Genomic DNA, 24,041 nt, shown 5'->3' on the forward strand with positions numbered 1-24,041 from the left:
CGCGCTGGCCACCGCTCCGGCGGCCGGCCGCAGGGGCTGTGCTAACGTGCGGCCGCATCGCCCGGGCCGCTGCCGCGCCCGCAACGGAAGCCGCGAATGGCCGCGCCGGTGGAAGCCCCGATCTCCCGATTCCGCCTGCTGCCCTGGCTGGGAACGGGGACCCCGCGGGCGCTGCGGTGGGCGGTCGGGCTGGTGCTGGTGCTGCCCCTGGCCTGGGCCGGGCTGCTGATCGGTGCCGGTCCGCCGCCGTTGCCGGGCCACTGGGTGCCGGCCTGCATCTACGCCGGCATCGCCGGCTGGTCGCTGTGGCATGCGCGGCGGGCCTGGCCGCTGCTGGCCTGCCTGGCGGTCGCGGCGGTCGTGCTGGTGGCCTGGTGGGGCATCCGTCCTTCGAACGAGCGTCCGTGGCGGCCCGAAGTGGCGGTGATGCCGCGCATCCACCTCGACGGTGATCGCGTGCGCATCACCGGCTACCGCAATTTCCGCTACCGCAGCCGCGAGGACTTCGATGAGCGCTGGGAGCAGCGCGAGCTGCGCCTGTCCGACCTGCGCGGCGTGGACTTCTTCGTGTCCTACTGGCAGCCGGACGGGATCATTGCGCATACCTTCCTGAGCTTCCAGGTGGCCGGCGCCGATCCGGTCGCCATCTCGATCGAGATCCGGCCCGAGCAGGGCGAGAGCTTCGACGCGCTGCCGGGCCTGCTGCGGCACTTCGAGCTGGTCTACGTGGTCGGCGACGAGCGCGACCTCGTCGGCGTGCGCAGCAACCACCGCGACGAAGAGGTGTTCCTGTACCGCACCACCGCCTCGGCCGGGGCGGCGCGGCGGCTGTTCCTGGTCTACGCCGCGCGCATCAACGCGGTGGCGGCCAGGCCGGAGTTCTACAACCTGCTCAGCAACAACTGCACGGTGAACATCGTCCGCTACGCCAACCAGGCCGGGCGGGACGCCGGCTGGGACGTCCGCCACCTGCTCAATGGCTGGAGCGACCGCTATCTCCATGACGCCGGGCTGGTCGACACCTCGATCCCGTTCGCCCGCTTGCGTGCGCTGTCGCGGATCAACGAGGCGGCCCGGGCCGCGGACCGGGATCCGGCGTTCTCGCGCCTGATCCGCCAGGGGCGGCCGGTGCCGCGGGCCCTCCCCGCCGCCCGCGCGGAGGCGCGGCCGTGAGCCAGGACCTGCTCCTCGTGCTGTGCCTGCTCGGCGTGGCCATCGTCCTGTTCTCCCTCGGTCGCCCGCGGGCCGACGTGGTGGCCCTGCTGATGGTGGCCGCGCTGCCGTTCACCGGGGTCATCGACGCGGGCGAGGCAATCGCCGGCTTCGCCGACCCGAGCATCGTGCTGATCGCGCTGCTGTTCGTGATCGGCGAGGGCCTGGTCCGCACCGGCCTCGCGCAGCGGATCAGCACCTTCATCCTGCGCGTGGCGCGCGGCGACGAAACCGTGCTGGTCGTGGCGCTGATGGCCGCGGTGGGCGCGATGGGCTCGGTGATGAGCTCCACCGGGGTGGTCGCGATCTTCATCCCGATCGTGCTGCGGATCGCGCGTGGCAGCCGGATCGCGCCGGGCCGGCTGATGATGCCGCTCAGCGTGGCCGCGCTGTGCAGCGGGATGATGACCCTGGTGGCCACCGCGCCCAACCTGGTGGTGCACGGCGAGCTGCTGCGCGAGGGCCATGCCGGCTTCGGCTTCTTCGACTTCCTGCCGTTCGGCATGGTGGTGCTGGCGCTGTCGACCGGCTGGATGCTGTTCGCGCGCCGCTGGCTGGGTCGCGGCGCGCCGGTGGTGTCCGCGCGCGGCCCGCGCCTGGAGGACTGGATCGGCGAATACCGGCTGCAGGGCAGCGCGTTCCGCGTGCAGCTGCGCGGCGGGTCGCCGCTGGCGGGGCGCATCGCCTCGGCACTGGAAGGCCGCGAACTGGCCGGCATGACCGTGCTGGCGGTCGAGCAGAACGGCCGTTTCGGCCAGCGCCAGCTGCTGTCGGCCGATGGCCGCCGGCTGGCGCCCGGCGACATCCTGCTCCTGCACCTGCGGGATCCGGCGGTCGACGCGATCGGCCGCTTCGAGTCCCTTGACCTGCAGCCGCTCGCGCTGGAGGGCGGGGGCTTCGGCGGTTATGCCAACGACATCGGCATGGCCGAGATGATGGTGGCCGCCAACTCGCCACTGCTGGGGGTGAGCGCGAAGCGGGCGCGGCTGCAGGACCGGCACGAACTGGTCGTGGTCGGACTCAAGCACGGACGCACCGCCGAAGTGCGCGACCTCGCCGACGAGCCGCTGGAGCTGGGCGATACCCTGCTGGTGGCCGGGCCATGGCCCGCGATCCGGGCGCTCGGCACGGGTGCCGACGGCCTGATCCTGCTGGGCCTGCCGCTGGAATCGGAGGACGTCGCACCCGCCGCCGCGCGCGCGCCGTTCGCCCTGGCCTGCCTGGTGCTGACCATCGGCCTGATGGTCGGCGGCGTCGTGCCGAACGTGCACGCCGCGCTGATCGGCTGCCTGCTGATGGGACTGACCGGCTGCGTGGACCTGCGCAGCGCCTACCGCTCCATCCACTGGCCCAGCCTGGTGCTGATCGTCGGCATGCTGCCGTTCTCGCTGGCGCTGCAGCGCACCGGCGGCGTGGACCTGGCCGCCGACCTGCTGCTGCGCGCGGTCGGCGAGGCGGGGCCGCGGGTGGTGCTGGCCGCGATCTTCCTGGTCACCGCGGTGTTCGGCATGTTCATCTCCAACACCGCGATCGCGGTGCTGATGGCCCCGGTGGCGCTGGCGATCGCCGACCACCTGGGCATGTCGCCGTATCCGTTCGCGATGACGGTGGCCCTGGCCGCCTCGGCGGCCTTCATGACCCCGGTGTCCTCGCCGGTCAACGCACTGGTGGTGGGACCGGGCGGCTACAGCTTCGGCGACTTCGTCAGGATCGGCACCCCGCTGGGGCTGATGTCGCTGCTGGTGGTCGTGCTGATGGTGCCGTGGTTGTTCGGCATGTAGGCCCGCGACGGCGGGCGTCGCCGCCCGGCCGCCCGGTCAGCCCGGTGCCAGCGTGGCCAGCAGGGCGCGGGCGGCGTTGAAGCGGTCGGGGGCTTCCGGCAGCGGCACGCGGATACGCAGCTTGTCCGGGCCCTCCATCGCGTACAGCTTGGGTTGCTGCTGGATCATCCGGATCACCGACATCGGGTCGACCTGGGGCTTGGCCTCGAACACGATGCGGCCGCCGTTCTCGCCCAGCTCCAGCTTGCGGATGCCCAGCGCCTGCGCCTGCAGCTTCAGCTCGGCGATGGCGAACAGGTGCTTGACGGGATCCGGCAGCAGGCCGAAGCGGTCGATCATCTCCACCTGCAGCTCGCGCAGCGCCTCGGCGTCGCGGGCGCTGGAGATGCGCTTGTACAGGGTCAGGCGGGTGTGCACGTCCGGCAGATAGTCCTCCGGGATCAGTGCCGGCACGTTGAGCACGACCTCCGCGCCGCGCGCTTCCTCGCCCGCGTCCAGGTCCGGCAGCTTGCCCTGGCGGATGCTGCGCACCGCGCGCTCGAGCAGCTCGGTGTACAGGCTGAAGCCGACCTCGGCCATCTGCCCGCTCTGGTCCTCGCCCAGCAGCTCGCCGGCGCCGCGGATCTCGAGGTCGTGGGTGGCCAGGGTGAAGCCGGCGCCGAGCTCGTCCATCGAGGCGATCGCCTCCAGCCGCTTCTCCGCGTCCGGAGTCATCGAGCGCTTGTCGGGGACCAGCAGGTAGGCGTAGGCGCGGTGGTGCGAGCGGCCGACGCGCCCGCGCAGCTGGTGCAGCTGGGCCAGGCCGAAGCGGTCGGCGCGGTTGATGACGATGGTGTTGGCGTTGGGGATGTCGATGCCCGACTCGATGATCGTGGTCGACAGCAGCACGTTGAAGCGCTGCTTCTGGAAGTCGAGCATCACCCGTTCCAGTTCGCGCTCGGGCATCTGCCCGTGGGCGATGCCGATGCGCGCCTCCGGCACCAGCTCGGCCAGCTGCTTCTGCATGCGGCCGATGCTTTCCACGTCGTTGTGCAGGAAGTACAGCTGGCCGCCGCGGGCCAGCTCGCGCTGGAACGCCTCGCGCAGCTGGGCGTCGTCCCAGGGCACGACGAAGGTCTGCACCGCCAGCCGGTTCGGCGGCGGGGTGGCGATGATCGACAGGTCGCGCAGCCCGGCCATGGCCATGTTGAGCGTGCGCGGGATCGGCGTGGCGGTGAGGGTCAGCAGGTGGACATTCGCGCGAAGGGCTTTCAGCGCCTCCTTCTGGCGCACGCCGAAGCGCTGTTCCTCGTCGACGATGACCAGGCCCAGGTCCTTGAACTTCACGTCCGGCTGCAGCAGGCGGTGGGTGCCGACGATCACGTCGATCCCGCCCTCGGTCACCTTCTGCAGTTCGGCCTCGATCTCTTTCTTGGTCTTGAAGCGCGACAGCACCTCGACCTTCAGCGGCCAGTCGGCGAAGCGGTCGCGGAAATTGCGGTAATGCTGCTCGGCCAGCAGGGTGGTCGGCACCAGCACCGCGACCTGGCGGCCGCCGCTGGCGGCGGCGAACGCCGCGCGCACCGCGACTTCGGTCTTGCCGAAGCCGACGTCGCCGCAGACCACCCGGTCCATCGGCTGGCTGGACTGCAGGTCGCGCAGCACCGCCTCGATCGCGGCGTGCTGGTCCGGCGTTTCCTCGAACGGGAAGCCGGCGGCGAAGCTCTCGTACATGGCGCGGTCCACGTCCAGCGCCAGCCCGGCGCGCGCCTGGCGCCGCGCCTGGATCTCCAGCAGCTCGGCGGCCACGTCGCGGACCTTCTCCTGCGCCTTGCGCTTGGCCTTGGTCCACTGCTCGCCGCCGAGCGAATGCAGCGGCGCGGTTTCCGGCGAGGCGCCGGAATAGCGGCTGACCAGGTGCAGCTGCGCCACCGGCACGTACAGGCGGTCGCCCTTGGCGTATTCGATGTCGAGGAACTCGCCGGGCATGCCGCCGATGTCCATCGCGACCAGGCCGCGGTAACGGCCGACGCCGTGGTCCTCGTGCACGATCGGCGCGCCTTCGGTCAGCTCGCCCAGGTCGCGGATGATCGCTTCCGGTTCGCGCCCGGCGCGGCGTGCGCGGCGCGGCTGGGTCGCGCGCTCGGGGAACAGCTGGCGTTCGGTGAGCACCGCCAGCCGCGGTTCGTCCAGCGCGAAGCCGTCTTCGAGCGGCGCCACCGCCAGCGCGAAGCGCTCGCCGCCGGCGAGGAACGCCGGGAAGTCCGCGACCACCTTCGGCTGCAGGCTGGCCGCCTGCAGCACTTCCAGCAGCGCCTCGCGCCGGCCCGGCGAGTCGGCCGCGACCAGCACCCGGCCCGGATAGCTGCCGAGGAAGGCCCGCAGCGCCTCGCCGGCGACGTGGTGGTCGCGGCCGGCGACCGGCAGCGACGGCGCCGGCTGGTCGCCCAGCGGCGCGGCTTCGTCGCGGCGCGCGTGCTCGGTCCCGCAGACCTCGATGCGGATGCCCTGGTTGAGCCGCTCCCTCAGGGTGTCCGGCGGCAGGTACAGCTCCTCCGGCGGCAGCAGCGGATGCTCGACGTCGTGGCGGCGCTGCTCGTAGCGGTTGCGGGTCTGCTGCCAGAACGCGGTGGCCGCCGCGTTGCTGCCGTCGGCCAGCACCGGCAGCACGCTCACCGGCAGGTAGTCGAGCAGGGTGGCGGTCGCATCGTGGCCATCGCGGCCGGAGGCGAAGAACAGCGGCAGGTAGTACTCGATGCCGGCCGGCGCCAGCCCGGCCTTCAGGTCCTGGTACAGCGCGCTGCGCCGGGTGTCCACGTCGAAGCGCTCGCGCAGGGTGTCGAGCACGCGGGCGATGCTGGCCTCGTCCATCGGCAGCTCGCGGCCGGGGAGCATGCGCACCGCGTCGATCCGGTCGAGCGAGCGCTGGCTTTCAGGGTCGAAGCTGCGGATCGAATCGATCTCGTCGTCCAGCAGCTCGATCCGCAGCGGGGCGTCGGCGCCCATCGGGTATACGTCGAGCAGGCCGCCGCGCACGGCGAAGTCGCCCGGGTCCAGCACCTGGGGCACGTTGCGGTAGCCGGCGCTTTCCAGGCGCCGCTTCTCGGCGTCCAGGTCCAGGCGCTGGCCGCTGGCGAGGTCGAAGCTGCCACCGGCGATGTAGCGCAGCGGGGGCAGGCGCTGCAGCAGGGTCTGCACCGGCACCACCACGATCCCGCGCTCCAGCTGCGGCAGGCGCTGCAGCGCAGCCAGGCGCTGGCTGACGATGTCCGGATGCGGACTGAAGCGGTCGTAGGGCAGCGTCTCCCAGTCGGGGAACGGCACCACCGGCAACGTGGCGTCCTGGCCGAGCAGGGTATGCAGGTCGGCCTCGACCTGGTGCGCGGAATGGTTGTCGCGGGCCACGAACAGCAGCGGACCCGGATGCGCGCGCGCCGCCTGGGCCAGGTGCCAGGCCAGGGCGGAAGGCGAAGCCGGCACCTGCCACCAGGCGCGGGCCTGGCCGCGGCGCGGCAGCGGGGGAGTGGGGGACACGGATGGGGACGCGGGCGGCATGGACTGCGCATTGTAGCCGCGCGCCGCGGGACGGCCGCGTGCATGCGCCGCGCGTCACCCCGTTCCTGCGCGGGCTCCAGCGAGGCGGAGGCCAGCGGCGAAGCCGGGCGCGTGCATCGCGCGCCGGCCGGGCAGGCGTCTGCGCGCGGTCAGGCGCGGTCGAGGTCCAGCACCAGCCGGGTCAGGCCCGGCGGCACGCCGGCTTCCAGGCTCGGACGGAAGCCCATCGACGCGGCCAGTTCCAGCATCGGCGCGTTGCTGTCGGGCGTGTCGCCATAGAGCCGGTCGAGGTAGCGTCCGCGCGACCACTTGACCAGCTTCTGCATCAGGTGGCGTCCCAGGCCCAGGCCGGCGACGTAGTTGCCGAGCAGGATCGCGTACTCGGCCTGGCGCGTGCCGGGGACGATGCGCGCCCGGGCCAGGCCGGCGATCATCGCTTCGCCCGGTGGCAGTGGCTCGGCGCCAACCAGCACCAGTTCGGTCTTCGGGTCGGGGCGCGCCAGCTGCGCGGCGGTCGCGTCCTCGAGGATCTCCTGCCCGCCGCTGAAGCCGCCGCGGATCTCGGCCGGGCCCAGCATGCCGAACATGCCCTGCAGGGGCGCGGCGTCCTCGGGCCGGATCGGCCGGATCAGGATCGCCCGCCGGTTGGGCAGGACGAACTCTTCGTGCCAGGGGGGGAGGCGGTTGCGGGGCATGGGGCGATATTCCCACATTCATGGGCGGTCGGTGGCAATAGTAGCCGCTGGCGCTTGCTAGACTCGCCGCCATCGGACAGCAGGAGGCGATCCATGGCAGGCGGCGGCGATTCGGTACGCGCGATCCTGTTCGCGCTGGGGGCCAATTTCGCGATCGCGGTCGCCAAGGGCGTGGCCGCCTACATCACCGGCTCCGGCGCGATGCTGGCCGAGACCGTCCACTCGCTCGCCGACTGCGGCAACCAGCTGCTGCTGCTGCTCGGCCTGCGCCAGGCCAGGCGCCCGTCCACCACCGAGCACCCGCTCGGCTATGGCCGCGCGATCTACTTCTGGTCGTTCCTGGTGGCGGTGATGCTGTTCAGCGTCGGCGGCATGTTCTCGGTCTACGAGGGCGTGCACAAGTTCATGCATCCGGAACCGCTGCAGCAGTGGTGGTGGGCGGTCGGCGTGCTGGTGTTCGCGATCGCCGCCGAGGCGGTGTCCATGCGCGCCTGCCTGCAGGAAGTGGACAAGGCGCGGGGCGACCGCAGCCTGTGGGAGTGGTTCCGGGAGAGCCGCCAGGCCGAGCTGGTGGTGATCTTCGGCGAGGACCTGGCCGCGCTGCTGGGCCTGGTGTTCGCGCTGGGCGCGGTGGTGATGACGGTGCTGACCGGCAATCCGGTGTTCGACGCGATCGGCACGATCGCGATCGGCGTGCTGCTGATCGTGATCGCGGTGCTGGTGGCGATCGAGGTCAAGTCGATGCTGATCGGGCAGAGCGTGGACCCGCTGCTGCAGGCCGAGATCAACGGTTTCCTCAAGGGCCGGGCCGAGATCGCCGAGCTGCTGCACCTGATCACCCTGCAGCAGGGCAACGAGGTGCTGGTCTCGATCCACGCGCGCATGCACCAGAGCCAGGATGGCGAGCGCATGCTGCGCGAGATCGACCAGGTCGAGCGGGCGCTGAAGGCCCAGTTCCCGGTGGTGCGCTGGTGCTTCTTCGAGCCCGAGGGCGGCGACGCGCCCGCCTGAGCCTTCAGGTGCCGCGGTCGGCGGGATGGTTGACCCCGTCGTTGGTCGGGATGTCGGCGATCGCGAACGGGTCGATGCCTTCCAGGCAGGCGACGTTGTAGCCGTACTGGTCCGGCCGCGAGCGGCGCTGGTGGTGGGTGTAGACGCCGCAGGTGCCGCAGAAGTAGTGCTTCGCCGTGCGGGTGTTGAACTGGTAGAGCCTCAGCGCCTCCGCGCCGCGGACGATGCGGATGCCGTCCAGCGGCACCGAGGCCACGATCGCGCCGCGGCGGCGGCACAGCGAGCAGTCGCAGCGGCGCGGGTCGACGATGCCGTCGGGCAGCGAGAGCTCGAGCTCCACGCGGCCGCAGTGGCAGGTGGCGCGATGCCGGGCCTGCACCTGGACTCCAGCGACCTCGGGGATCGTCCGGGTCATGGCCGCGCCTGCGCCTCGCGCCTGAGCCATTCCAGCCGGGTCGAGGCGCCCGCCTCGCCGAGCCGCTGCTGCAGGTACGGCAGGGCGGGGGCGATCTCCCCGTCCAGTTTCCAGGGCGGGTTGAGGATGGCCATGCCGCTGCCGTTGAGCCGCAGCGGCGAGTCGTCGGGGCGGACCAGCAGTTCGGCCAGCAGCACCGAGCGCGCGGGCAGGGCCTCGAGCTTGCGGAAGAACGGCTGCAGGCTGCGCCGCTGCTTGACCGGGTACCAGATCGCGCAGCTGGCCTGCGGCCAGCGCTCCAGCGCCTCGCGCACGGCGCGCGCCACGCGCGGGTACTCCTCGTCCTGCGCCTCGTAGGGCGGATCGACCAGCACCAGGCCGCGGGCGTAGCGCACGCCGTCCACCCGGGGCGGCAGCAGCGCCCGCACCGCGTCGTAGCCGTCGCGGGCGTGCACCGCCACCCGCGGGTCGTGGCCGAACAGCGCCTTCAGCGCCTCGGCCTCTTCCGGCTGCAGCTCGCAGGCGGCCAGGCGGTCCTGCGGGCGCATCGCCTGCGCGGCCAGCAGCGGCGACCCCGGGTAGGCGAGCAGGGCATCGACCGGGTTGTCGGCGGCCACCGCGCGCAGGTACCGGGCCACGACCGGCGGCGCCTTGCCGGCGCCTGCCAGCTGCAGGATGCCGGTGCCCGCCTCGCCGGTGCGCCCGGCCTGCCTGCCCTGCAGCAGGTAGCGGCCGCGCCCGGCGTGGGTGTCGAGCACGAAGAAGGGGGCGTCCTTGCGCATCAGCGCATCGAGCATCGCCAGCAGGACGACGTGCTTGAGCACGTCGGCGTGGTTGCCGGCGTGGAAGGCATGGCGGTAGTTCATGCGCGCAGCATAGCCGCCGCCACGGGCGCGGACTATGCTTGCGCCCATGCCGCCCAGCCCCCTGATCCTGGTCGCCGACGACGAACCGGCCATCGCCGATGCGCTGCTGTACGCGCTGCGCAGCGAGGGCCTGCAGGCCGAACACTGCCTGCTGGGCGCACAGGCGCTGGAGCGCGTGCGCGGCGGCGGGGTCGACGTGCTGGTGCTGGACGTCGGCCTGCCCGACCTCAACGGCTTCGACGTCTGCCGGCGGCTGCGCGGCTTCAGCGACGTGCCGGTGATCTTCCTGACCGCGCGCAACGACGAGATCGACCGGGTGCTCGGCCTGGAGCTGGGCGCCGACGACTACGTCACCAAGCCGTTCTCGCCGCGCGAACTGGTGGCGCGCGTGCGCGCTCGCCTGCGCCGCGCCGCCGTGCCCGCGGCCGCCGGGACCGATGCCGGGGACGGCTGGCTGGAGCGCGGCGAATTCGCGCTGGACCGCGGCGGCCACCGCATCCGCTACCGCGGCCAGGCGCTGGACCTGACCCGCTACGAGTACGTGCTGCTGGACGCGCTGCTGCAGCGTCCCGGCGCCATCCTCAGCCGCGCCCAGCTGATGGATCGCGGCTGGGACAGCGATGCCGACAGCGGCGACCGGACCGTGGACACCCACATCAAGACGCTGCGGGCCAAGCTGCGCGCCGCCGGCGCCGAGCCGGACCCCATCCGCACCCACCGCGGCCTCGGCTACGCGATCGAGGCCTGAGTGCGGCTGGGCCTGCGCCTGTTCCTCGGCTTCTTCCTGGTCGTCGGCCTCGCCGCGCTCTTCGTGATGCGGGTGTTCGTCGAGGAGGTCAAGCCGGGCGTGCGCCAGGCCATGGAGTCGACCCTGGTCGACACCGCCAACGTGCTGGCGGCGATGGCTGCCGAAGACCTGGCGTCGGGGCGGATCGCCGATGGCCGCTTCGCCGCGGACCTGGCGCGGGTCCGCGAGCGCGATCCGCGGGCGACGATCTGGCGCTTCCCCAAGCGCAGCATCGACTACCGGGTCACGGTCACCGACGCGCGCGGGATCGTGGTGTTCGACTCGGAAGGTCGCGACCTGGGGCGCGACAACTCGCGCTGGAACGACGTGTACCGCACGCTGCGCGGCGAATACGGCGCCCGCTCCAGCCCCGAGGCCCCCGGCAGCGAGCGCACGGTGATGCACGTGGCCGCGCCGGTGTTCGACCCGCGCGACCCGGCGCGGCGGATCGGCGTGCTGACCGTGGCCAAGCCGAACCGGACGCTGGAGCCGTTCATCGAGGCCAGCCAGCGCAGCATCCTCGGCAAGGGCGCGTGGCTGATCGGGCTGTCCGCGCTGGTCGGCCTGCTGATGACCTGGTGGCTGGCGCGCCGGATCGGCCGGCTCAACCGCTACGCCCAGGCGGTGGCCGCCGGCGAACCGGTGCCGCCGCCGCCGCGCCGGCGCGACGAGATCGGCGACCTCGGCCGCGCGCTGGAGGACATGCGCCGCAAGCTCGAGGGCAAGGCCTATGTCGAGCAGTACGTGCAGTCGCTGACCCACGAGATGAAGAGCCCGCTGGCGGCGATCCGCGGCGCGGCCGAGCTGCTGCAGGAGCCGCTGCCGGAGGCCGACCGCCGCCGCTTCGCGCGCCACATCCAGGACCAGCAGCAGCGGCTGACCGAAACCATCGACAAGCTGCTGGCGCTGGCCGAAGTCGAGCAGCATGGCTGGCTGCAGCGGCGCGAGCCGGTGGACCTGGCCGCGCTGCTGCGCCAGGCGGCATCGGCGGTCGAGCCGCGGCTGGCGGCCAGCCGGCTGCAGGTGCGGCTGGAGGGCGTTCCGCCTTCGGTGACGGTGCAGGGCGATGCGTTCCTGCTGCGCCAGGCACTGGCCAACCTGCTCGACAACGCGGTGGCGTTCTCGCCCCCCGGCGGTACCGTCACCCTGGCGCTGGCCGAACGCGGCGGGCAGGTGCGGGCCAGCGTGCGCGACGAAGGGCCCGGGGTGCCGGACTACGCGACCGGACGGGTCTTCGAGCGCTTCTACTCGCTGGCCCGTCCGGACGGCGGTGCGCGCAGTTCGGGGCTGGGCCTGCCGTTCGTGCGCGAGGTCGCGCGGCTGCACGGCGGCGAAGCGTGGCTGGTCAATCGCGACGGAGGCGGCGCCGAAGCGGGCCTGACCCTGCCATCGGCCTGAGCGGCGCGCCGCCGGCCGCCACTTCACGCCCGCTTCAAACACCGGCCATGCCGGCTCCTTGCCCGCGCGCCACCCTGCGCCCCGTCATCCATACGGGGCCCGCCCATGAAATCGTTGCGACTGCTGTTGCGCTTCCTCACCGTCGGCGGCCTCGTGCTGCTGCTGCTCGTGCCGTTGAGCATGATCCGCGGGCTGATCCAGGACCGCGCGCATTACCGTGGCCAGGCGATCGAGCGCGTATCGCAGAGCATGGCCGGGGCCCAGCAACTGGTCGGGCCGCTGCGCGTGGTGCCGTGGAAAGAGGTGCGCCGGTTCAACGGCACCACCCAGGACGGGCGCATCGAGGTCCGCGCCGAAACCGTCGAGGGCTACCTGCTGCAGGCACCGGAACGGCTGGAGGCCGGCGGCGCGGTCGCGCCGGACGTGCGCCGCGTCGGCCTGTACGACGTGCGCGTGTTCCAGTGGCAGGCCGAGGTGACCGCCCGCTTCGCGGAGCTGGCGGTGCCGGCGGTGGCCGGGCGCGAGTACGGCGCGCCGTACCTGGTCGTCGGCCTGGCCGACGTGCGCGGGCTGGTCGGCTCGCCTTCGCTGCGCGTGGATGGCCGTCCGCTGGAGCTGGTGCCGGGTACCGGTGGGCTGGCGGCGCGGATGGACGGCGTGCATGCGCCGCTGCCGGCGCCCTGGCGACGCGCGGCGATCGCCGCCGGCGACGGCGAAGCCGTCTCGGGGCCCCCGCGCGCGTTGCCGGCCAGCGAGGTGGCGCTGGCGATGGCGATCGCCGGAACCCAGTCGCTGGGGATCGTGCCGGTGGCCGACCGAAATCGCATCGAGCTGCAGTCCAGCTGGCCGCACCCGCAGTTCAGCGGGCGCTTCCTGCCCAACCAGCGCAGCATCGGCGACGACGGCTTCCGCGCATCCTGGAACATCTCCTCGCTGGCCAGCACGGCACAGTCGCAGGTGCTCGACCCGTCGCTCGAACGCCTGACGCCGCGCGCCGGCGAAGTCGGCCAGGGCGCCGGCGTGGACAGCGTGACGGTGTCGCTGGTCGACCCGGTGGACGTCTACACCCAGGCCGACCGCGCCAGCAAGTACGGCATCCTGTTCGTGCTGCTGACCTTCGTCGGCTTCGCCCTGTTCGAGCTCGTCAAGCAGCTGCGCATCCACCCGCTGCAGTACCTGCTGGTCGGCCTGGCGCTGGCGATCTTCTTCCTGCTGCTGCTGGGCCTGTCCGAGCACATGGCGTTCTGGAAGGCCTACGTGGCCGCGGCGGCGGCCTGCATCGGCCTGCAGTTCGTCTACCTGTCCGGCGTCCTGCGCAGCGGGTGGCGGGCGGCGGCGTTCGCGACGATGCTCACCGCCCTCTACGGCGCGCTCTACAGCCTGCTGGTGTCGGAGGACAACGCGCTGCTGATGGGCTCGCTGCTGCTGTTCGGCATTCTCGCGGTGGTGATGCTGGTCACGCGCAGGATCGACTGGTACGAACGCGCCGCCACGCTCGGGTGAGCGGCGGCCACCGGGAAGGGAAGGGCGCCGTCCGCGGCGCCCTTCGCGTTCAGCGCAGCAGGTCGCGCGCGGCGCTGTCGAAGCGCTCCAGCGCGATGCGCGATTCGGGCGTGCGGCGCAGCAGTTCCACCGCGGCTCCCAGCCGGCGTGCGCCGACCAGCCCGCACCCGGCCTGCAGGCGGTGCAGGCGCGCGCGCAGGCCGCCGGCGTCGCCGCGCCGCGCGCTGCTGATCACCTCGTCGCGCGCGCCGGGCAGTTCGTCCAGGAACAGGCGCCGCAGCGCCTGCACGTTGGCCGGATCGTGGTTGAGCGCCGCGGCGGCGGCCGCGTTGTCCCAGTCGGGCAGCCCGCCGGCCTCGGCCAGCGCGTTGCGCACCGCCGCCGCGAGCTCGGCGGTGGCCAGCGGCTTGACCAGCACGTCGCGGAAGCCGGCCTGCAAGGCCGGCAGGCGCACGGCCGGATCGGCGTCGGCGGTATGGGCCAGGGCCGGCGGCGACTGCGGCCAGCGCGCCTGCAGGCGGCCGAGCAGGTCGACCCCGCTGCCGTCGGGCAGGGTGAGGTCGACCAGCCACAGGTCGTGGCGGACGGCATCGGCACGGGCGACGGCGCAGGCCTGGCTGGCGACCGCGTCCACGGTGGCGGGCAATGCTTCGAGCACGGCGCGGAAGTAGGCCTGGCTGATCGTGTCGTCCTCGACCAGCAGGATCCTGGGGGGTGCGGACGGATTGCGCTGTTCCATGCGGCTGACTCCCTGTCGGCTGGGGCCATCCTAGCGCAGCGGGCGGGCCCGGCAGTCAATGCGCTCCCACGCCCGCGGTGGGCCCGCCGGCGCCGATCTGGGACAATGGCCAGCCCTATGCCCGCAGCCTGCGCCACGTGGCCCGACTCGACCGTACGCCCTTCCAGACCCGGATCCTCGACCTCAGCCACGACGGACGTGGCGTTGCCCGCCACGCCGACGGCAAGACCGTGTTCATCTCCGGCGCGCTGCCCGGCGAGACGGTGCTGGCCGAACCCACCGCGCGCAGCCGCCGCTTCGACGAGGCGCGCACGCTCGAGGTGCTGGACGCCTCGCCCGACCGCGTGGTCCCGCGCTGCCCGCATTTCGGCACCTGCGGCGGATGCGTGCTGCAGCACCTGGCCGAGGACCGCCAGATCGGCGCCAAGCAGCAGGTCCTGCTCGAGAACCTGGAGCGGATCGGCAAGGTCGCGCCGGGCACGGTGCTGCCGCCGCTGACCGCCGGCAGCTGGGGGTACCGGCGCAAGGGCCGCTTCTCGGTGCGCCGGGTCAACAAGAAGGACAAGACCCTGGTGGGCTTCCGCGAGCAGGACCCGCGCTTCGTCGCCGACCTGCGCGAATGCCACACCGTGATCCCGGAGATCGGGATGAAGGTGCAGGCGCTGGCCGCGCTGGTCGACGGCCTGCAGGCGCGCGAGCACATCCCGCAGATCGAGTTCATCGCCGGCGACGGGGCCATCGCCCTGACCGTGCGCCACCTGGTGCCGCTGGTCGACGCCGACAAGGCCGCGCTGGCCGCGTTCGGCCGCGAGCACGGCTTCGCGGTCTTCCTCCAGCCCAAGGGCATCGACAGCGTGCACCCGCTGGACGGCACGGCGCCGGCGCTGTCGTTCCGGCTGCCGGCATGGGACGTCGAACTGGCGTTCGAACCGCTGGACTTCATCCAGGTCAACGCGCGGCTCAACGAGGCGATGATCGCCGCGGCACTGGACATGCTCGACGCCCGGCCGGGCGAGCGCGTGCTCGACCTGTTCTGCGGGCTCGGCAACTTCACCCTGCCGCTGGCGCGCGGCGTGGCCGAGGTGGTCGGCGTGGAAGGCGATGCCGGGCTGGTGGCGCGCGCGCGCGCCAACGCGCAGCGCAACGGCCTGGGCAACGCCCAGTTCTTCGCCGCCGACCTGACCCAGGACCAGCGCGGCACGCCGTGGATGCGCCAGGGTTTCGACAAGCTGCTGCTGGACCCGCCGCGTTCGGGCGCCGACGAGGTGCTCAAGCAGCTGCCGCTGCAGGGCATCGGCCGGATCGTGTACGTCAGCTGCCACCCGGGCTCGCTGGCGCGCGACGCCGGCTTCCTCGTGCACGAGCGCGGCTACCGGCTGGTGTCGGCCGGGGTGATGGACATGTTCCCGCACACCGCGCACGTGGAAAGCATCGCGCTGTTCGAACGCTAGGCTCCGCGCGGACGGTGCGGGATCACCGCGCCGCCCGCCAGGCCCGTGCGGCGTTGCCGGGCGGCTACGCCGCCCGCGCGATGTCGCCGCCTTCCGGCTGCAGGCGGAAGCGGGCCATCGCCGCGCGCAGCGCCTGCGCACGCTCGCGCAGCGAGGCGCTGGCCGCGGCCACTTCCTCCACCAGCGCGCTGTTCTGCTGGTTGACCGCCTCCAGGTCGCCGACCGAGCGGCTGAGCTGCTGCAGGCCCTGCGACTGCTCCTGCGCCGAGTCGGCGGCCTGCTGCGCCAGTCCGGCGATGGTCTCGTTGGAGCCGGCGATCGCCTCGAGCTGGCGCCGCGACTCGTCCACCAGCCCGCTGCCTTCGCCGACCCGGGCGATCGCGTCGGCGATCAGGTCGCGGATTTCCTTGGCGGAGGTCGCGGTGCGGTGGGCCAGGCTGCGGACCTCGGTGGCGACCACGGCGAAGCCGCGGCCGTGCTCGCCGGCGCGCGCCGCCTCGACCGCCGCGTTGAGCGCCAGGATGTTGGTCTGGAACGCGACCGAGTCGATCAGCGAGATGATCTCGCCGATCCGGCGGCTGGCCTCAGTGATCGAGACCATCGAGCCGCTCGCCTCGGCCGCCACGTGCACGCCCTGGCGCGAGTTGTCGAGCGCGCCATGGGTCAGGTCGCTGGTCTGGCGGCTGTTCTCGGCGGCATTGCGCGCGGCGGCGAGCAGCTGCTCGATGCTGGCCGCGCTGTCCTGCAGCGCGTTGGCCTGGCGCTCGGTCCGCCCGGACAGGTCGGCGTTGCCGCGGGCGATCTCCTCGATGCCCACGCCCACTTCCTCGGCGTTGTACATGCCCTCGCGGATCACCTGCGAGACGCTGTCCAGCGAGCGGTTGAGCGCCTCGGTCAGCGACCGGAGCGTGCCCGCGTAGTCGCTGCGGATGCGCCGGGTGAGGTCGCCCTCGGCCAGCGCGTGGGCGGTGTCGCCGATCTCGTCGAACGCCGCTTCCAGCGCTTCGAGCGAGCGGTTGACCGCGCCCTTGAGCCGGTCCAGGTCGCCCGGCAGCTGGGCCTCGATCCGCTGCGAGAAATCGCCGTCGGCGGCACCGCTGAGCGCCTGTTCCAGCGCGCCCAGCGACTGCTGGAGCAGGCCCATGGCGCGGTCGACCTTGGCCCGCGACTCGCCTTCCACCTCCGCGCTCATCCGCGCGGAGAAGTCGCCGCGGGCCATCGCGTCCATCACCGCGTCCAGCGCGTCCATGGTCTTCTGCACGCTGTCGGCGCTGGCGTTGACCCCGCTCTTGAGACGGGCCAGGTCGCCCGGCAGGTCGGCGTCGACGCGGCGGCCGAAGTCGCCGCGGCCGACCGCGGCCAGCACGTCGTTGGATTCGGCGATCGCGGCGTTGAGCGCGGCCAGCAGGGCGTTGAAGGAGTGGCACATCGCGCTGATGGCGTCGCGCCCCTCGGCCTCGACCCGCACGCTGAAGTTGCCGCGGGCCACCTCGGCGATGGCCTGGTCCAGGCGCTCGATCGGATGGCGGATCGCCGCGTCCACCAGCAGCACGGCGACCACCGCCAGCAGCGACAGGATCACGACGATGGCCAGGCCGACCTTGAGCGCGCCGCGCGAGCGCGCGGTGGCGCCGGCGATGGCGGCCTGGGAGGAGGCTTCGCTGTCCTTGGCCAGGCGCGCCAGTTCGCTGCGCACCTCCTCGAACGCGGCCTGCTTCTCCGCGGCCAGTGCCTGGAAGGCCTCCATGTCGCCGCTGCCGGCGATCATCCCGGACACCGCCGTCCCGCTGCGCTCGACGTAGCGGTCCCACAGCGCGGCCAGCTTGTCCATGCGCGCGGCATAGGCCGGGTCGGTGGCCTTGATCGCCAGCAGCCGCTCGCGGGTGGCGGCGGCCTGGGTGTTGGCGTCCTCGATCAGAAATTCGTCGCGGTCGCCCAGCGCCTGGGTGAACAGGCCCTGGGTTTCGATCAGGCCCTGGTTGGCCTGCGCGGCCAGGGTCATGACCGGCAGGGTGCGGCTGGAAAAGCCCTCCAGCGTGCCGGTGTTGGCGCGCAGCACCAGCGCCGAGTACACGAAGTAGCCGAGCAGGCCGGCCAGCGCGATCGCCGGCAGCAGCAGGATCTTGCTGCGGATGGAGACATGGCGCAGGCGGCGGGAGGCGGCGGCGACCAGCGGGGCCAGGCGCAGGTTCGGAAGGGAAAGCGGCTTCGCGCTTCCACGTGCAGGCGACATCGGTCAGCTCCGGACAGGGGACGGCCGGGCCTCGGGGCTCCGGCGATGGGGTATCGGCCACGGTCGCCTCCGGCTTGATGGCCGCATTCATGAACGAGTTAGAAAGTCGTTAAAGCGGGCCGGCCCAGCGCCGATACCGGGGCACGCCTTACCAGGCACCCCTCCCGTCCAGGAAGCACCGATAGTGAAGAACAAGCATTTCCCCGCGGTGGCGCTGCTCGCGCTGGCCGTGGCTCCCCTTGCGCACGCCGAAGTGACCTTCAACGGCTTCGGCCAGGTGGTCGGCGGCGCGACCCTCGACGACGGCAGCACCGTCTCCGGCCTGTCCTACGACGACAGCATCAGCTTCGATCCCGAATCGCTGTTCGCGCTGCAGGCCACCGCCACCCTCGGCGACCGCGCCGACGCGGTGGCCCAGGTCGTCGCCCGCGGCGACGAGGGCTACGACCCGGAGTTCGCCTGGGCCTACATCCGCTACCAGCTCAGCCCGGCGTGGTCGGTCAAGGCCGGCCGCCAGCGCACCCCGTACTTCCACTATTCGGACTACCTGGAAGTCGGCTCGGCCTATCCGTTCCTGCGCGTGCCGCTGGGCGTGTACAACCTGCCGTACAGCAACTACAACGGCGTCAACCTGATCGGCAGCCGCAACCTGGACAAGTGGAGCCTGCGCTCGCAGCTGTTCTACGGCACCGTCGACGAGGAGAACGACACCCTGCACGTCGAGGTCCGCGACCAGGCCGGCGCCACCTTCGAGGCGCAGTACGACGAGTGGCTTTCCCTGCGCGCCAGCTACGTGGTCGGCGAGGCCTCGGTGCAGGTCGACGCGGCCGAGCCGCTGATCGCCGCGGTCCTGGCGGCCAACCCGCAGGCCGGCGCGGCGCTGGCCTTCGACCGCGACGATGCGTCCTTCCTCGGCCTGAGCGCCGAGATCAACCGCGGTGGCTTCACCGTGGGCGTGGAGTACACCGAGGTCGACTACGGCGACAACTACATCGGCGGCCAGGAAAGCGTGGCCGTGAACGCCGCCTACCGTGCCGGCAACTGGACCCCGTACGCCAGCTGGTCGCGCAGCCGCAACGAGCCCGACCGCACCGCGCTGCGCATGCTGCCGCCCGCGCACCCGGCCTACGCCATGGTCGCCGGCCTGCTGGCCTCGCAGGATGGCGACAAGGACTACGCCAGCGTGGGCGTGCGCTACGACGTCAACGCCAACATCGCGCTGAAGGCCGACTACACCCGCTACGACAGCACCATCCTGGCCGGCGCCGAAGCCGACCTGGTCGCCGCTGGCGTGGTCTTCACCTACTGAGCGGAGGACGACGCATGAATCGCATGATGAGCCGTACGTTCCTCGCCGGCCTGGTGCTGTGCGCGGTGAGTTTCCCGAGCCTGGCCGGCTCGGTGGTGGTGGGCGCCGATTCGTCCGCCGGGGCGATGGACGCCGAAGCGGTCAAGCGCGTGTTCCTCGGCCGCGAAGCCACCGTCGGCGGCAAGCCGGTGGTGGTGGTCTACCAGAAGGCCGGCGCGACCAAGCAGGCGTTCGAAGGCAAGGTCCTCGGCCGCTCCGGCGCGGACCTGGCCGGCTACTGGTCGAAGCTGATCTTCACCGGCAAGGCCAAGGCCCCCGAGGAGCTGGCCAGCGATGCCGCGGTCAAGGCCAAGGTCGCCTCCACCCCGGGCGCCGTCGGCTACATCGACGACGCGGCGGTGGACGGCACGGTGAAGGTGCTGTTCAAGTTCTGACCGCGAGCCGGGCCTCGCATCGCAGTGGACGCCACGGCTCCGGCCGTGGCGTTCTTTTGGGCCTGCGTTACAGCGGCCGCTTGCCGCTGTCGCCCTGGACCTCGCGCACCAGCCGCGGCACCAGATAGCCGGACAGGCGTGCGGCCAGCGCGGCGTGGAGGGCGCGTGCCTCCGCATCGGGCACCTCGAAGTGGGCGACGCCCGCGACCCGGTCGAGCTGGTGCAGGTAATACGGCAGCACGCCGGCGGCGAAGCTGCGTTCGGACAGGTCGGCCAGGGCGTCCACGCTGTCGTTCACCCCGCGCAGCAGCACGGCCTGGTTGAGCAGCCGTGCGCCGGCACCGCGCAACGCGGCCAGCGCGGCATCGACCGATGCGTCGAACTCGTTGGCGTGGTTGGCGTGGATCACGACCGCCACCGGCCAGGGCAGGGCGGACAGCCACTGCAGCAGTTCGGCGTCCACGCGCTCGGGCAGCACCACCGGCAGGCGGCTGTGGATGCGCAGGCGCCGGACATGCGGGATCGTCGCCAGCCGCGTGGTGAGCTCGGCCAGCTTGGGGGTGGCCAGCGACAGCGGGTCGCCGCCGGACAGGATCACCTCGTCGATCGTCGGGTCGGCCGCGATCGCCGCCAGCGCGGCCGACCAGCCGTCGCGGGCCGCGGTTTCGTCCGCGTACGGGAAATGGCGGCGGAAGCAGTAGCGGCAGTTGACCGCGCAGCTGCCGGTGGCCACCAGCAGGGCGCGGCCCCGGTACTTCTGGATCACCCCGTCGGCCTTCTTGGCCGCGCCGTCGCCGACCGCGTCCAGGCTGAAGCCCGGCACGATCCGCCCTTCGTCGAGCAGCGGCAGCACCTGGCGCAGCAGGGGATCGGCCAGGTCGCGCGGCCGCATGCGGGCGATGAAGCCGCGCGGCACCCGCAGCGGGAACTGCGCCGCGGCCGCCTCCGAGACGCCCGCGGCGGCCGCCTCCAGCCCGAGCAGGCCCAGCAGTTCGCGCGGATCGCGCACCGCTTCGCGCCACAGGCGCTGCCAGCGTGGCGGCGGGGACGCGGGGGCGGGGGGCGGGTCCGGCTGCAGGGGCAGGGGGGCTGCGGGTATCATGTGCGGTCTGTGAGACGTGGCCGCCGGGCGCCGGCAGCTCGTTTTCGAAAAGATGCCCGCATTCTAACTGCCCGGCCGCCGCCTTCCGCGGCGGCCCCGCCATACCCCAAGGAGTTCCCATGGCCTCTTACGGCATGAACGACGTCAAGAACGGGATGAAGATCCTGGTCAACAACGAGCCCTCGATCATCAGCGACACCGAGTACGTCAAGCCGGGCAAGGGCCAGGCCTTCACCCGGGTGAAGTACCGCCAGATCCGCACCGGCCGCGTGCAGGAAATCACCATGAAGTCGACCGACTCGGTGGAAGCGGCGGACGTGGTCGATACCGACATGCAGTACCTGTACACCGATGGCGAGTACTGGCACTTCATGCAGCAGGAGACCTTCGAACAGGTCCAGGCCGACAAGGCCGGCGTCGGCGACGCCGCCAAGTGGCTCAAGGGCGAGGAGGCGTGCGTGGTGACCCTGTTCAACGGCAACCCGATCCAGGTCACCCCGCCGAACTTCGTCGAACTGAAGATCGTCGAGACCGACCCGGGCGTGAAGGGCGACACCGCCGGGACCGGCGGCAAGCCGGCCACCCTGGAGACCGGCGCCGTCGTGCGCGTGCCGCTGTTCGTCGCCCAGGACGAAGTGATCAAGGTCGACACCCGCTCGGGCGAATACGTCTCGCGCGTCAAGTAAGCCGATGAGCGAAGCCGGCCTGAACGAAGCCACCGCCCCGCAGGCCTGCGACCTGCTCATCGAAGCCGGCTGGGTGGTCCCGGTCGAACCGCACGGCGTGGTCCTGGAGGACCACGCCGTCGCCGTTTCGGGCGGCCGGATCGTGGAGCTGCTGCCGACGGCGCAGGCGCGGTCGCGGTACGCGGCCGCCACCGAGGTGGTGCAGCGCCCGGACGCGGTGCTGATCCCGGGCCTGGTCAACGCCCACACCCACAACCCGATGACCCTGCTGCGCGGCATCGCCGACGACCTGCCGCTGATGACCTGGCTGCAGCAGCACATCTGGCCGGTGGAAGCGGCGGTGATCGGGCCGGAGTTCGTCGCCGACGGCATGGCCCTGGCGATCGCCGAGATGCTGCGCGGCGGCACCACCTGCGCCAACGAGAACTACTTCTTCCCCGACGTGCAGGCCGCGGTCTACAAGCGCCACGGCTTCCGCGCGCTGGTCGGCCTGCCGGTGATCAACTTCCCCACCGCGTGGGCGCGCAGCGACGACGAATATTTCGACAAGGCCGGCGAGGTCCACGACGCCTGGCGCGACGACGCGCTGGTGGCCACCGCCTTCGCCCCGCACGCGCCGTACACGGTCAGCGACGCCAACTTCGAGCGGGTGCGGATGCTGTCCGACCAGCTCGACATGCAGGTCCACCTGCACACGCACGAGACCGCGCAGGAGATCGCCGATTCGCTGAAGGAATACGGGCAGCGGCCGCTGGCGCGCCTGGACCGGCTCGGCCTGGTCAGCGAACGCCTGATCGCCGTGCACATGACCCAGCTGACCGAGGCCGAGATCCACCTGTGCGCCGAGCGCGGCGTGCACGTGGCCCACTGCGCCGAATCCAACCTCAAGCTGGCCTCGGGTTTCTGCCCGGCCTGCGCGCTGCAGCGTGCGGGCGTGAACCTGGCGATCGGCACCGACGGCTGCGCCAGCAACAACGACCTGGACATGTTCGGCGAGCTGCGCACCGCCGCGCTGCTGGCCAAGGCGGTGGCCAACGACGCCACCGCGCTGGACGCGGCCAGCGCGCTGCGCGCGGCCACCCTCGGCGGCGCGCGCGCGCTGGGCTTCGGCGAGCGCACCGGTTCGATCGAGCCGGGCAAGGAAGCGGACCTGGTCTGCGTGGACCTGTCGGCGCTGGAGACCCAGCCGCTGCACCACGTGCTCTCGCAGCTGGTCTACGCCACCGGCCGGCAGCAGGTGACCGACGTGTGGATCGCCGGACGCCGCAAGCTCGACCAGCGCGAGCTGGTCGAGATCGACACCGCCGCCCTGATCGCCAACGCGCGGCAGTGGCGTGCGCGCATCGCCGCGCTGGGCCGCTGAGCCCGCGCGCGCAGGAGGAACCATCGTGAGCGAACAGACCGCCGGCGCCGGAGCGCCCCGCAACTACCACCAGGCCGAGCTGGACAAGTTCGCCGCGCTGGCCACCCGCTGGTGGGATCCGGAAGGCCCGCAGCGCGCCCTGCACGTGCTCAACCCGGTGCGGCTGGACTACGTCAGGCAGCGCGTCGCCCCGGCCGGCCTGGCCGGGCAACGCGTGCTCGACGTCGGTTGCGGCGGCGGCCTGCTCAGCGAGGCGCTGGCCAGGGCCGGCGCGCAGGTCACCGCGATCGACCTGGCCCCGGAGCTGGTCAAGGCCGGGCGCCTGCATTCGCTCGAATCGGGCGTGCAGGTCGACTACCAGGTGAAGGCGGTCGAGACGCTGGCGGCGGAGCGGCCGGGCGGCTTCGATGCGATCACCTGCATGGAGATGCTCGAGCACGTGCCGGATCCCGGCGCGATCGTCGCCGCCTGCGCCACCTTGCTGCGGCCGGGCGGAAGGCTGTTCCTGTCCACGCTCAACCGCACCCCGGCCGCGTTCGCGCTGGCGATCGTCGGCGCCGAGTACGTCGCGCGGCTGCTGCCGAAGGGCACGCACCGCTACGCCGATTTCATCCGTCCATCCGAGCTGGCCGCTTGGCTGCGCGAGGCCGGGCTGCAGGTCGAGGACGTCAGCGGCCTGTTCTACGACCCGCTGCGCCAGCGCGCCTCGCTGTCGCGGCGCACCGACGTGAACTACCTGGCCTGCGCGGTCAAGGCGGAGGGCTGACGTGGCCGATGCGATGCCGGCGCCGCGCTTCCCGCGGGTGGCCCTGTTCGACCTCGACGGGACCCTTCTCGACAGCGCGCCGGACATGGTCGCCACCGCCAACCGCATGCTCGCCGCGCGCGGGTTGCCGCCGGTGGACGCGGCGATGCTGCGGCAGCACGTCTCGCGCGGCGCGCGGGCGATGGTCGGCGCGGTGTTCCCCGGCCTGGACGAGGCCGGCCGCGACGCGCTGGTGCCCGAGTTCCTGCAGGTCTACCGCGAGGAGCTTGGCCGCCACAGCGTGCTGTTCGACGGCATCGCGCGGATGCTGGAGGCGCTGGAAGCCGACGGCGCGCGCTGGGGCATCATCACCAACAAGGCCGAATACCTGGCGCGCGACGTGGTCGCGGGCCTGGCCTGGGAGCAGCGCTGCGCGGTGCTGGTCGGCGGCGACACCTACGCCGAGAAGAAGCCGCACCCGCTGCCGCTGCTGGAGGCGGCGAAGCAGCTCGGGGTCGAGCCGGGCGACTGCGTCTACGTCGGCGACGACGAGCGCGACGTGGTCGCCGCGCGCGCGGCCGGCATGCGCTCGATCGCGGTCACCTGGGGCTACCGGCTGGATGGCGACGATCCGGAAACCTGGCAGGCCGACGCCATGGCCACGCAGCCGCACGCGCTGCTCGAACCCGCTGCCTGGCCGGCCACGAACCCGATCCCTCTCGACGCCTGAGCGGCGGCCGTGGTCGTTGCCGGGCAGGTCCTGGTGGCGACCCGCCG

The 24,041-nt window shown here is 72.5% G+C and carries 20 protein-coding genes; 13 read left to right on the top strand and 7 right to left on the bottom strand.

Translation table 11 applies throughout. From position 1 onward, the window contains the following. Nucleotides 1–96 precede the first annotated feature (96 nt). Nucleotides 97–1,173, top strand: a complete 1,077-nt coding sequence (locus tag ACA089_RS02395) for an Lnb N-terminal periplasmic domain-containing protein (RefSeq protein WP_372013042.1) — start codon at nucleotides 97–99, stop codon at nucleotides 1,171–1,173. Continuing rightward, complete coding sequence (locus ACA089_RS02400; protein ID WP_372013044.1) at nucleotides 1,170–2,993, top strand: SLC13 family permease; 1,824 nt, start codon at nucleotides 1,170–1,172, stop codon at nucleotides 2,991–2,993. The genes ACA089_RS02395 and ACA089_RS02400 overlap by 4 nt, the downstream gene beginning before the upstream one ends. A gap of 36 nt (nucleotides 2,994–3,029) precedes the next feature. On the opposite strand, the gene mfd is transcribed toward ACA089_RS02400, so the two are convergent. Both mfd and ACA089_RS02410 read right to left on the bottom strand, forming a co-directional pair. Further along, nucleotides 3,030–6,527 carry a transcription-repair coupling factor gene (gene mfd, locus ACA089_RS02405; protein ID WP_372013046.1) on the bottom strand — a complete coding sequence of 1,166 codons (3,498 nt, stop codon included), beginning with the start codon at nucleotides 6,525–6,527 and terminating at the stop codon, nucleotides 3,030–3,032. A gap of 149 nt (nucleotides 6,528–6,676) precedes the next feature. Beyond that, nucleotides 6,677–7,222 carry a GNAT family N-acetyltransferase gene (locus tag ACA089_RS02410; RefSeq protein ID WP_372013048.1) on the bottom strand — a complete coding sequence of 182 codons (546 nt, stop codon included), beginning with the start codon at nucleotides 7,220–7,222 and terminating at the stop codon, nucleotides 6,677–6,679. 93 nt (nucleotides 7,223–7,315) lie between these two features. On the opposite strand from ACA089_RS02410, the gene ACA089_RS02415 reads away from it, so the two are divergent. After that, the gene (locus ACA089_RS02415) at nucleotides 7,316–8,233 is read left to right on the top strand and encodes a cation diffusion facilitator family transporter (protein WP_372013050.1); all 918 of its coding nucleotides are present in this window, start codon (nucleotides 7,316–7,318) and stop codon (nucleotides 8,231–8,233) included. Nucleotides 8,234–8,237: 4 nt separating this feature from the next. Here the strand turns inward: ACA089_RS02415 and ACA089_RS02420 are convergent, their stop codons facing one another. Both ACA089_RS02420 and ACA089_RS02425 read right to left on the bottom strand, forming a co-directional pair. Next, nucleotides 8,238–8,648 (bottom strand): GFA family protein, encoded by a 411-nt coding sequence (locus tag ACA089_RS02420; protein ID WP_372013051.1) that lies wholly within the window; start codon nucleotides 8,646–8,648, stop codon nucleotides 8,238–8,240. Next, nucleotides 8,645–9,514 carry a 23S rRNA (adenine(2030)-N(6))-methyltransferase RlmJ gene (locus tag ACA089_RS02425; protein WP_372013053.1) on the bottom strand — a complete coding sequence of 290 codons (870 nt, stop codon included), beginning with the start codon at nucleotides 9,512–9,514 and terminating at the stop codon, nucleotides 8,645–8,647. The genes ACA089_RS02420 and ACA089_RS02425 overlap by 4 nt, the downstream gene beginning before the upstream one ends. 46 nt (nucleotides 9,515–9,560) lie before the next feature. Here ACA089_RS02425 and creB point away from each other — a divergent pair, with 46 nt between their 5' ends. From creB to creD, 3 genes are all read left to right on the top strand, one after another. After that, the gene (creB, locus tag ACA089_RS02430) at nucleotides 9,561–10,262 is read left to right on the top strand and encodes a two-component system response regulator CreB (protein WP_372013055.1); all 702 of its coding nucleotides are present in this window, start codon (nucleotides 9,561–9,563) and stop codon (nucleotides 10,260–10,262) included. Beyond that, nucleotides 10,263–11,699, top strand: a complete 1,437-nt coding sequence (creC, locus tag ACA089_RS02435; protein WP_372013057.1) for a two-component system sensor histidine kinase CreC — start codon at nucleotides 10,263–10,265, stop codon at nucleotides 11,697–11,699. 105 nt (nucleotides 11,700–11,804) lie between these two features. Beyond that, nucleotides 11,805–13,202, top strand: coding sequence for a cell envelope integrity protein CreD (creD, locus tag ACA089_RS02440; protein ID WP_372013059.1), 1,398 nt, complete (start codon nucleotides 11,805–11,807; stop codon nucleotides 13,200–13,202). 49 nt (nucleotides 13,203–13,251) lie between these two features. Here creD and ACA089_RS02445 read toward each other — a convergent pair whose 3' ends face one another. Beyond that, nucleotides 13,252–13,941 carry a response regulator gene (locus tag ACA089_RS02445; protein ID WP_372013061.1) on the bottom strand — a complete coding sequence of 230 codons (690 nt, stop codon included), beginning with the start codon at nucleotides 13,939–13,941 and terminating at the stop codon, nucleotides 13,252–13,254. A 128-nt stretch (nucleotides 13,942–14,069) separates the two neighbouring features. Here ACA089_RS02445 and rlmD point away from each other — a divergent pair, with 128 nt between their 5' ends. Then, nucleotides 14,070–15,392: a 23S rRNA (uracil(1939)-C(5))-methyltransferase RlmD gene (rlmD, locus tag ACA089_RS02450; protein WP_372017608.1), complete on the top strand. Its 1,323-nt coding sequence runs from the start codon at nucleotides 14,070–14,072 to the stop codon at nucleotides 15,390–15,392. 64 nt (nucleotides 15,393–15,456) lie between these two features. Here the strand turns inward: rlmD and ACA089_RS02455 are convergent, their stop codons facing one another. Continuing rightward, the gene (locus ACA089_RS02455; RefSeq protein WP_372013063.1) at nucleotides 15,457–17,625 is read right to left on the bottom strand and encodes a methyl-accepting chemotaxis protein; all 2,169 of its coding nucleotides are present in this window, start codon (nucleotides 17,623–17,625) and stop codon (nucleotides 15,457–15,459) included. Between the two features lie 184 nt (nucleotides 17,626–17,809). Between ACA089_RS02455 and ACA089_RS02460 the strand changes: the two genes are divergently transcribed. Beyond that, the gene (locus tag ACA089_RS02460) at nucleotides 17,810–18,934 is read left to right on the top strand and encodes a porin (protein WP_372013065.1); all 1,125 of its coding nucleotides are present in this window, start codon (nucleotides 17,810–17,812) and stop codon (nucleotides 18,932–18,934) included. Nucleotides 18,935–18,960: 26 nt separating this feature from the next. Next, entirely contained in the window at nucleotides 18,961–19,368 is a 408-nt protein-coding gene (locus ACA089_RS02465; protein WP_372013067.1) for a type 2 periplasmic-binding domain-containing protein, read from the top strand. Between the two features lie 67 nt (nucleotides 19,369–19,435). On the opposite strand, the gene epmB is transcribed toward ACA089_RS02465, so the two are convergent. Then, the gene (gene epmB / locus ACA089_RS02470) at nucleotides 19,436–20,470 is read right to left on the bottom strand and encodes an EF-P beta-lysylation protein EpmB (RefSeq protein WP_372013069.1); all 1,035 of its coding nucleotides are present in this window, start codon (nucleotides 20,468–20,470) and stop codon (nucleotides 19,436–19,438) included. 119 nt (nucleotides 20,471–20,589) lie between these two features. Here epmB and efp point away from each other — a divergent pair, with 119 nt between their 5' ends. The 4 genes from efp to gph are packed head-to-tail and all read left to right on the top strand — an operon-like array spanning nucleotide 20,590 to nucleotide 23,994. Beyond that, nucleotides 20,590–21,156, top strand: coding sequence for an elongation factor P (gene efp / locus ACA089_RS02475; protein WP_372013071.1), 567 nt, complete (start codon nucleotides 20,590–20,592; stop codon nucleotides 21,154–21,156). Between the two features lie 4 nt (nucleotides 21,157–21,160). After that, nucleotides 21,161–22,519: a TRZ/ATZ family hydrolase gene (locus ACA089_RS02480; protein WP_372013073.1), complete on the top strand. Its 1,359-nt coding sequence runs from the start codon at nucleotides 21,161–21,163 to the stop codon at nucleotides 22,517–22,519. Nucleotides 22,520–22,544: 25 nt separating this feature from the next. Beyond that, on the top strand, nucleotides 22,545–23,285 hold the full coding sequence (ubiG, locus tag ACA089_RS02485; RefSeq protein ID WP_372013075.1) for a bifunctional 2-polyprenyl-6-hydroxyphenol methylase/3-demethylubiquinol 3-O-methyltransferase UbiG: 741 nt from the start codon (nucleotides 22,545–22,547) through the stop codon (nucleotides 23,283–23,285). A 13-nt stretch (nucleotides 23,286–23,298) separates the two neighbouring features. Next, nucleotides 23,299–23,994 carry a phosphoglycolate phosphatase gene (gene gph / locus ACA089_RS02490; RefSeq protein ID WP_372017610.1) on the top strand — a complete coding sequence of 232 codons (696 nt, stop codon included), beginning with the start codon at nucleotides 23,299–23,301 and terminating at the stop codon, nucleotides 23,992–23,994. Nucleotides 23,995–24,041 lie beyond the last annotated feature (47 nt).

Source organism: Pseudoxanthomonas fibrivorans (assembly GCF_041464125.1).
Lineage (GTDB): Bacteria > Pseudomonadota > Gammaproteobacteria > Xanthomonadales > Xanthomonadaceae > Pseudoxanthomonas.

Bases quoted from the DNA above. Each gene is read 5' to 3' on its own strand.
- ACA089_RS02465 (WP_372013067.1), top strand. From the start codon at position 18,961: ATGAGCCGTACGTTCCTCGCCGGCCTGGTGCTGTGCGCGGTGAGTTTC.
- creD (WP_372013059.1), top strand. From the start codon at position 11,805: ATGAAATCGTTGCGACTGCTGTTGCGCTTCCTCACCGTCGGCGGCCTC.
- creB (WP_372013055.1), top strand. From the start codon at position 9,561: ATGCCGCCCAGCCCCCTGATCCTGGTCGCCGACGACGAACCGGCCATC.
- epmB (WP_372013069.1), bottom strand. From the start codon at position 20,470: ATGATACCCGCAGCCCCCCTGCCCCTGCAGCCGGACCCGCCCCCCGCC.
- ACA089_RS02455 (WP_372013063.1), bottom strand. From the start codon at position 17,625: ATGTCGCCTGCACGTGGAAGCGCGAAGCCGCTTTCCCTTCCGAACCTG.
- ACA089_RS02395 (WP_372013042.1), top strand. From the start codon at position 97: ATGGCCGCGCCGGTGGAAGCCCCGATCTCCCGATTCCGCCTGCTGCCC.
- ACA089_RS02445 (WP_372013061.1), bottom strand. From the start codon at position 13,941: ATGGAACAGCGCAATCCGTCCGCACCCCCCAGGATCCTGCTGGTCGAG.
- mfd (WP_372013046.1), bottom strand. From the start codon at position 6,527: ATGCCGCCCGCGTCCCCATCCGTGTCCCCCACTCCCCCGCTGCCGCGC.
- ACA089_RS02415 (WP_372013050.1), top strand. From the start codon at position 7,316: ATGGCAGGCGGCGGCGATTCGGTACGCGCGATCCTGTTCGCGCTGGGG.
- ACA089_RS02420 (WP_372013051.1), bottom strand. From the start codon at position 8,648: ATGACCCGGACGATCCCCGAGGTCGCTGGAGTCCAGGTGCAGGCCCGG.
- ACA089_RS02425 (WP_372013053.1), bottom strand. From the start codon at position 9,514: ATGAACTACCGCCATGCCTTCCACGCCGGCAACCACGCCGACGTGCTC.
- ACA089_RS02480 (WP_372013073.1), top strand. From the start codon at position 21,161: ATGAGCGAAGCCGGCCTGAACGAAGCCACCGCCCCGCAGGCCTGCGAC.
- ACA089_RS02410 (WP_372013048.1), bottom strand. From the start codon at position 7,222: ATGCCCCGCAACCGCCTCCCCCCCTGGCACGAAGAGTTCGTCCTGCCC.
- gph (WP_372017610.1), top strand. From the start codon at position 23,299: ATGCCGGCGCCGCGCTTCCCGCGGGTGGCCCTGTTCGACCTCGACGGG.
- efp (WP_372013071.1), top strand. From the start codon at position 20,590: ATGGCCTCTTACGGCATGAACGACGTCAAGAACGGGATGAAGATCCTG.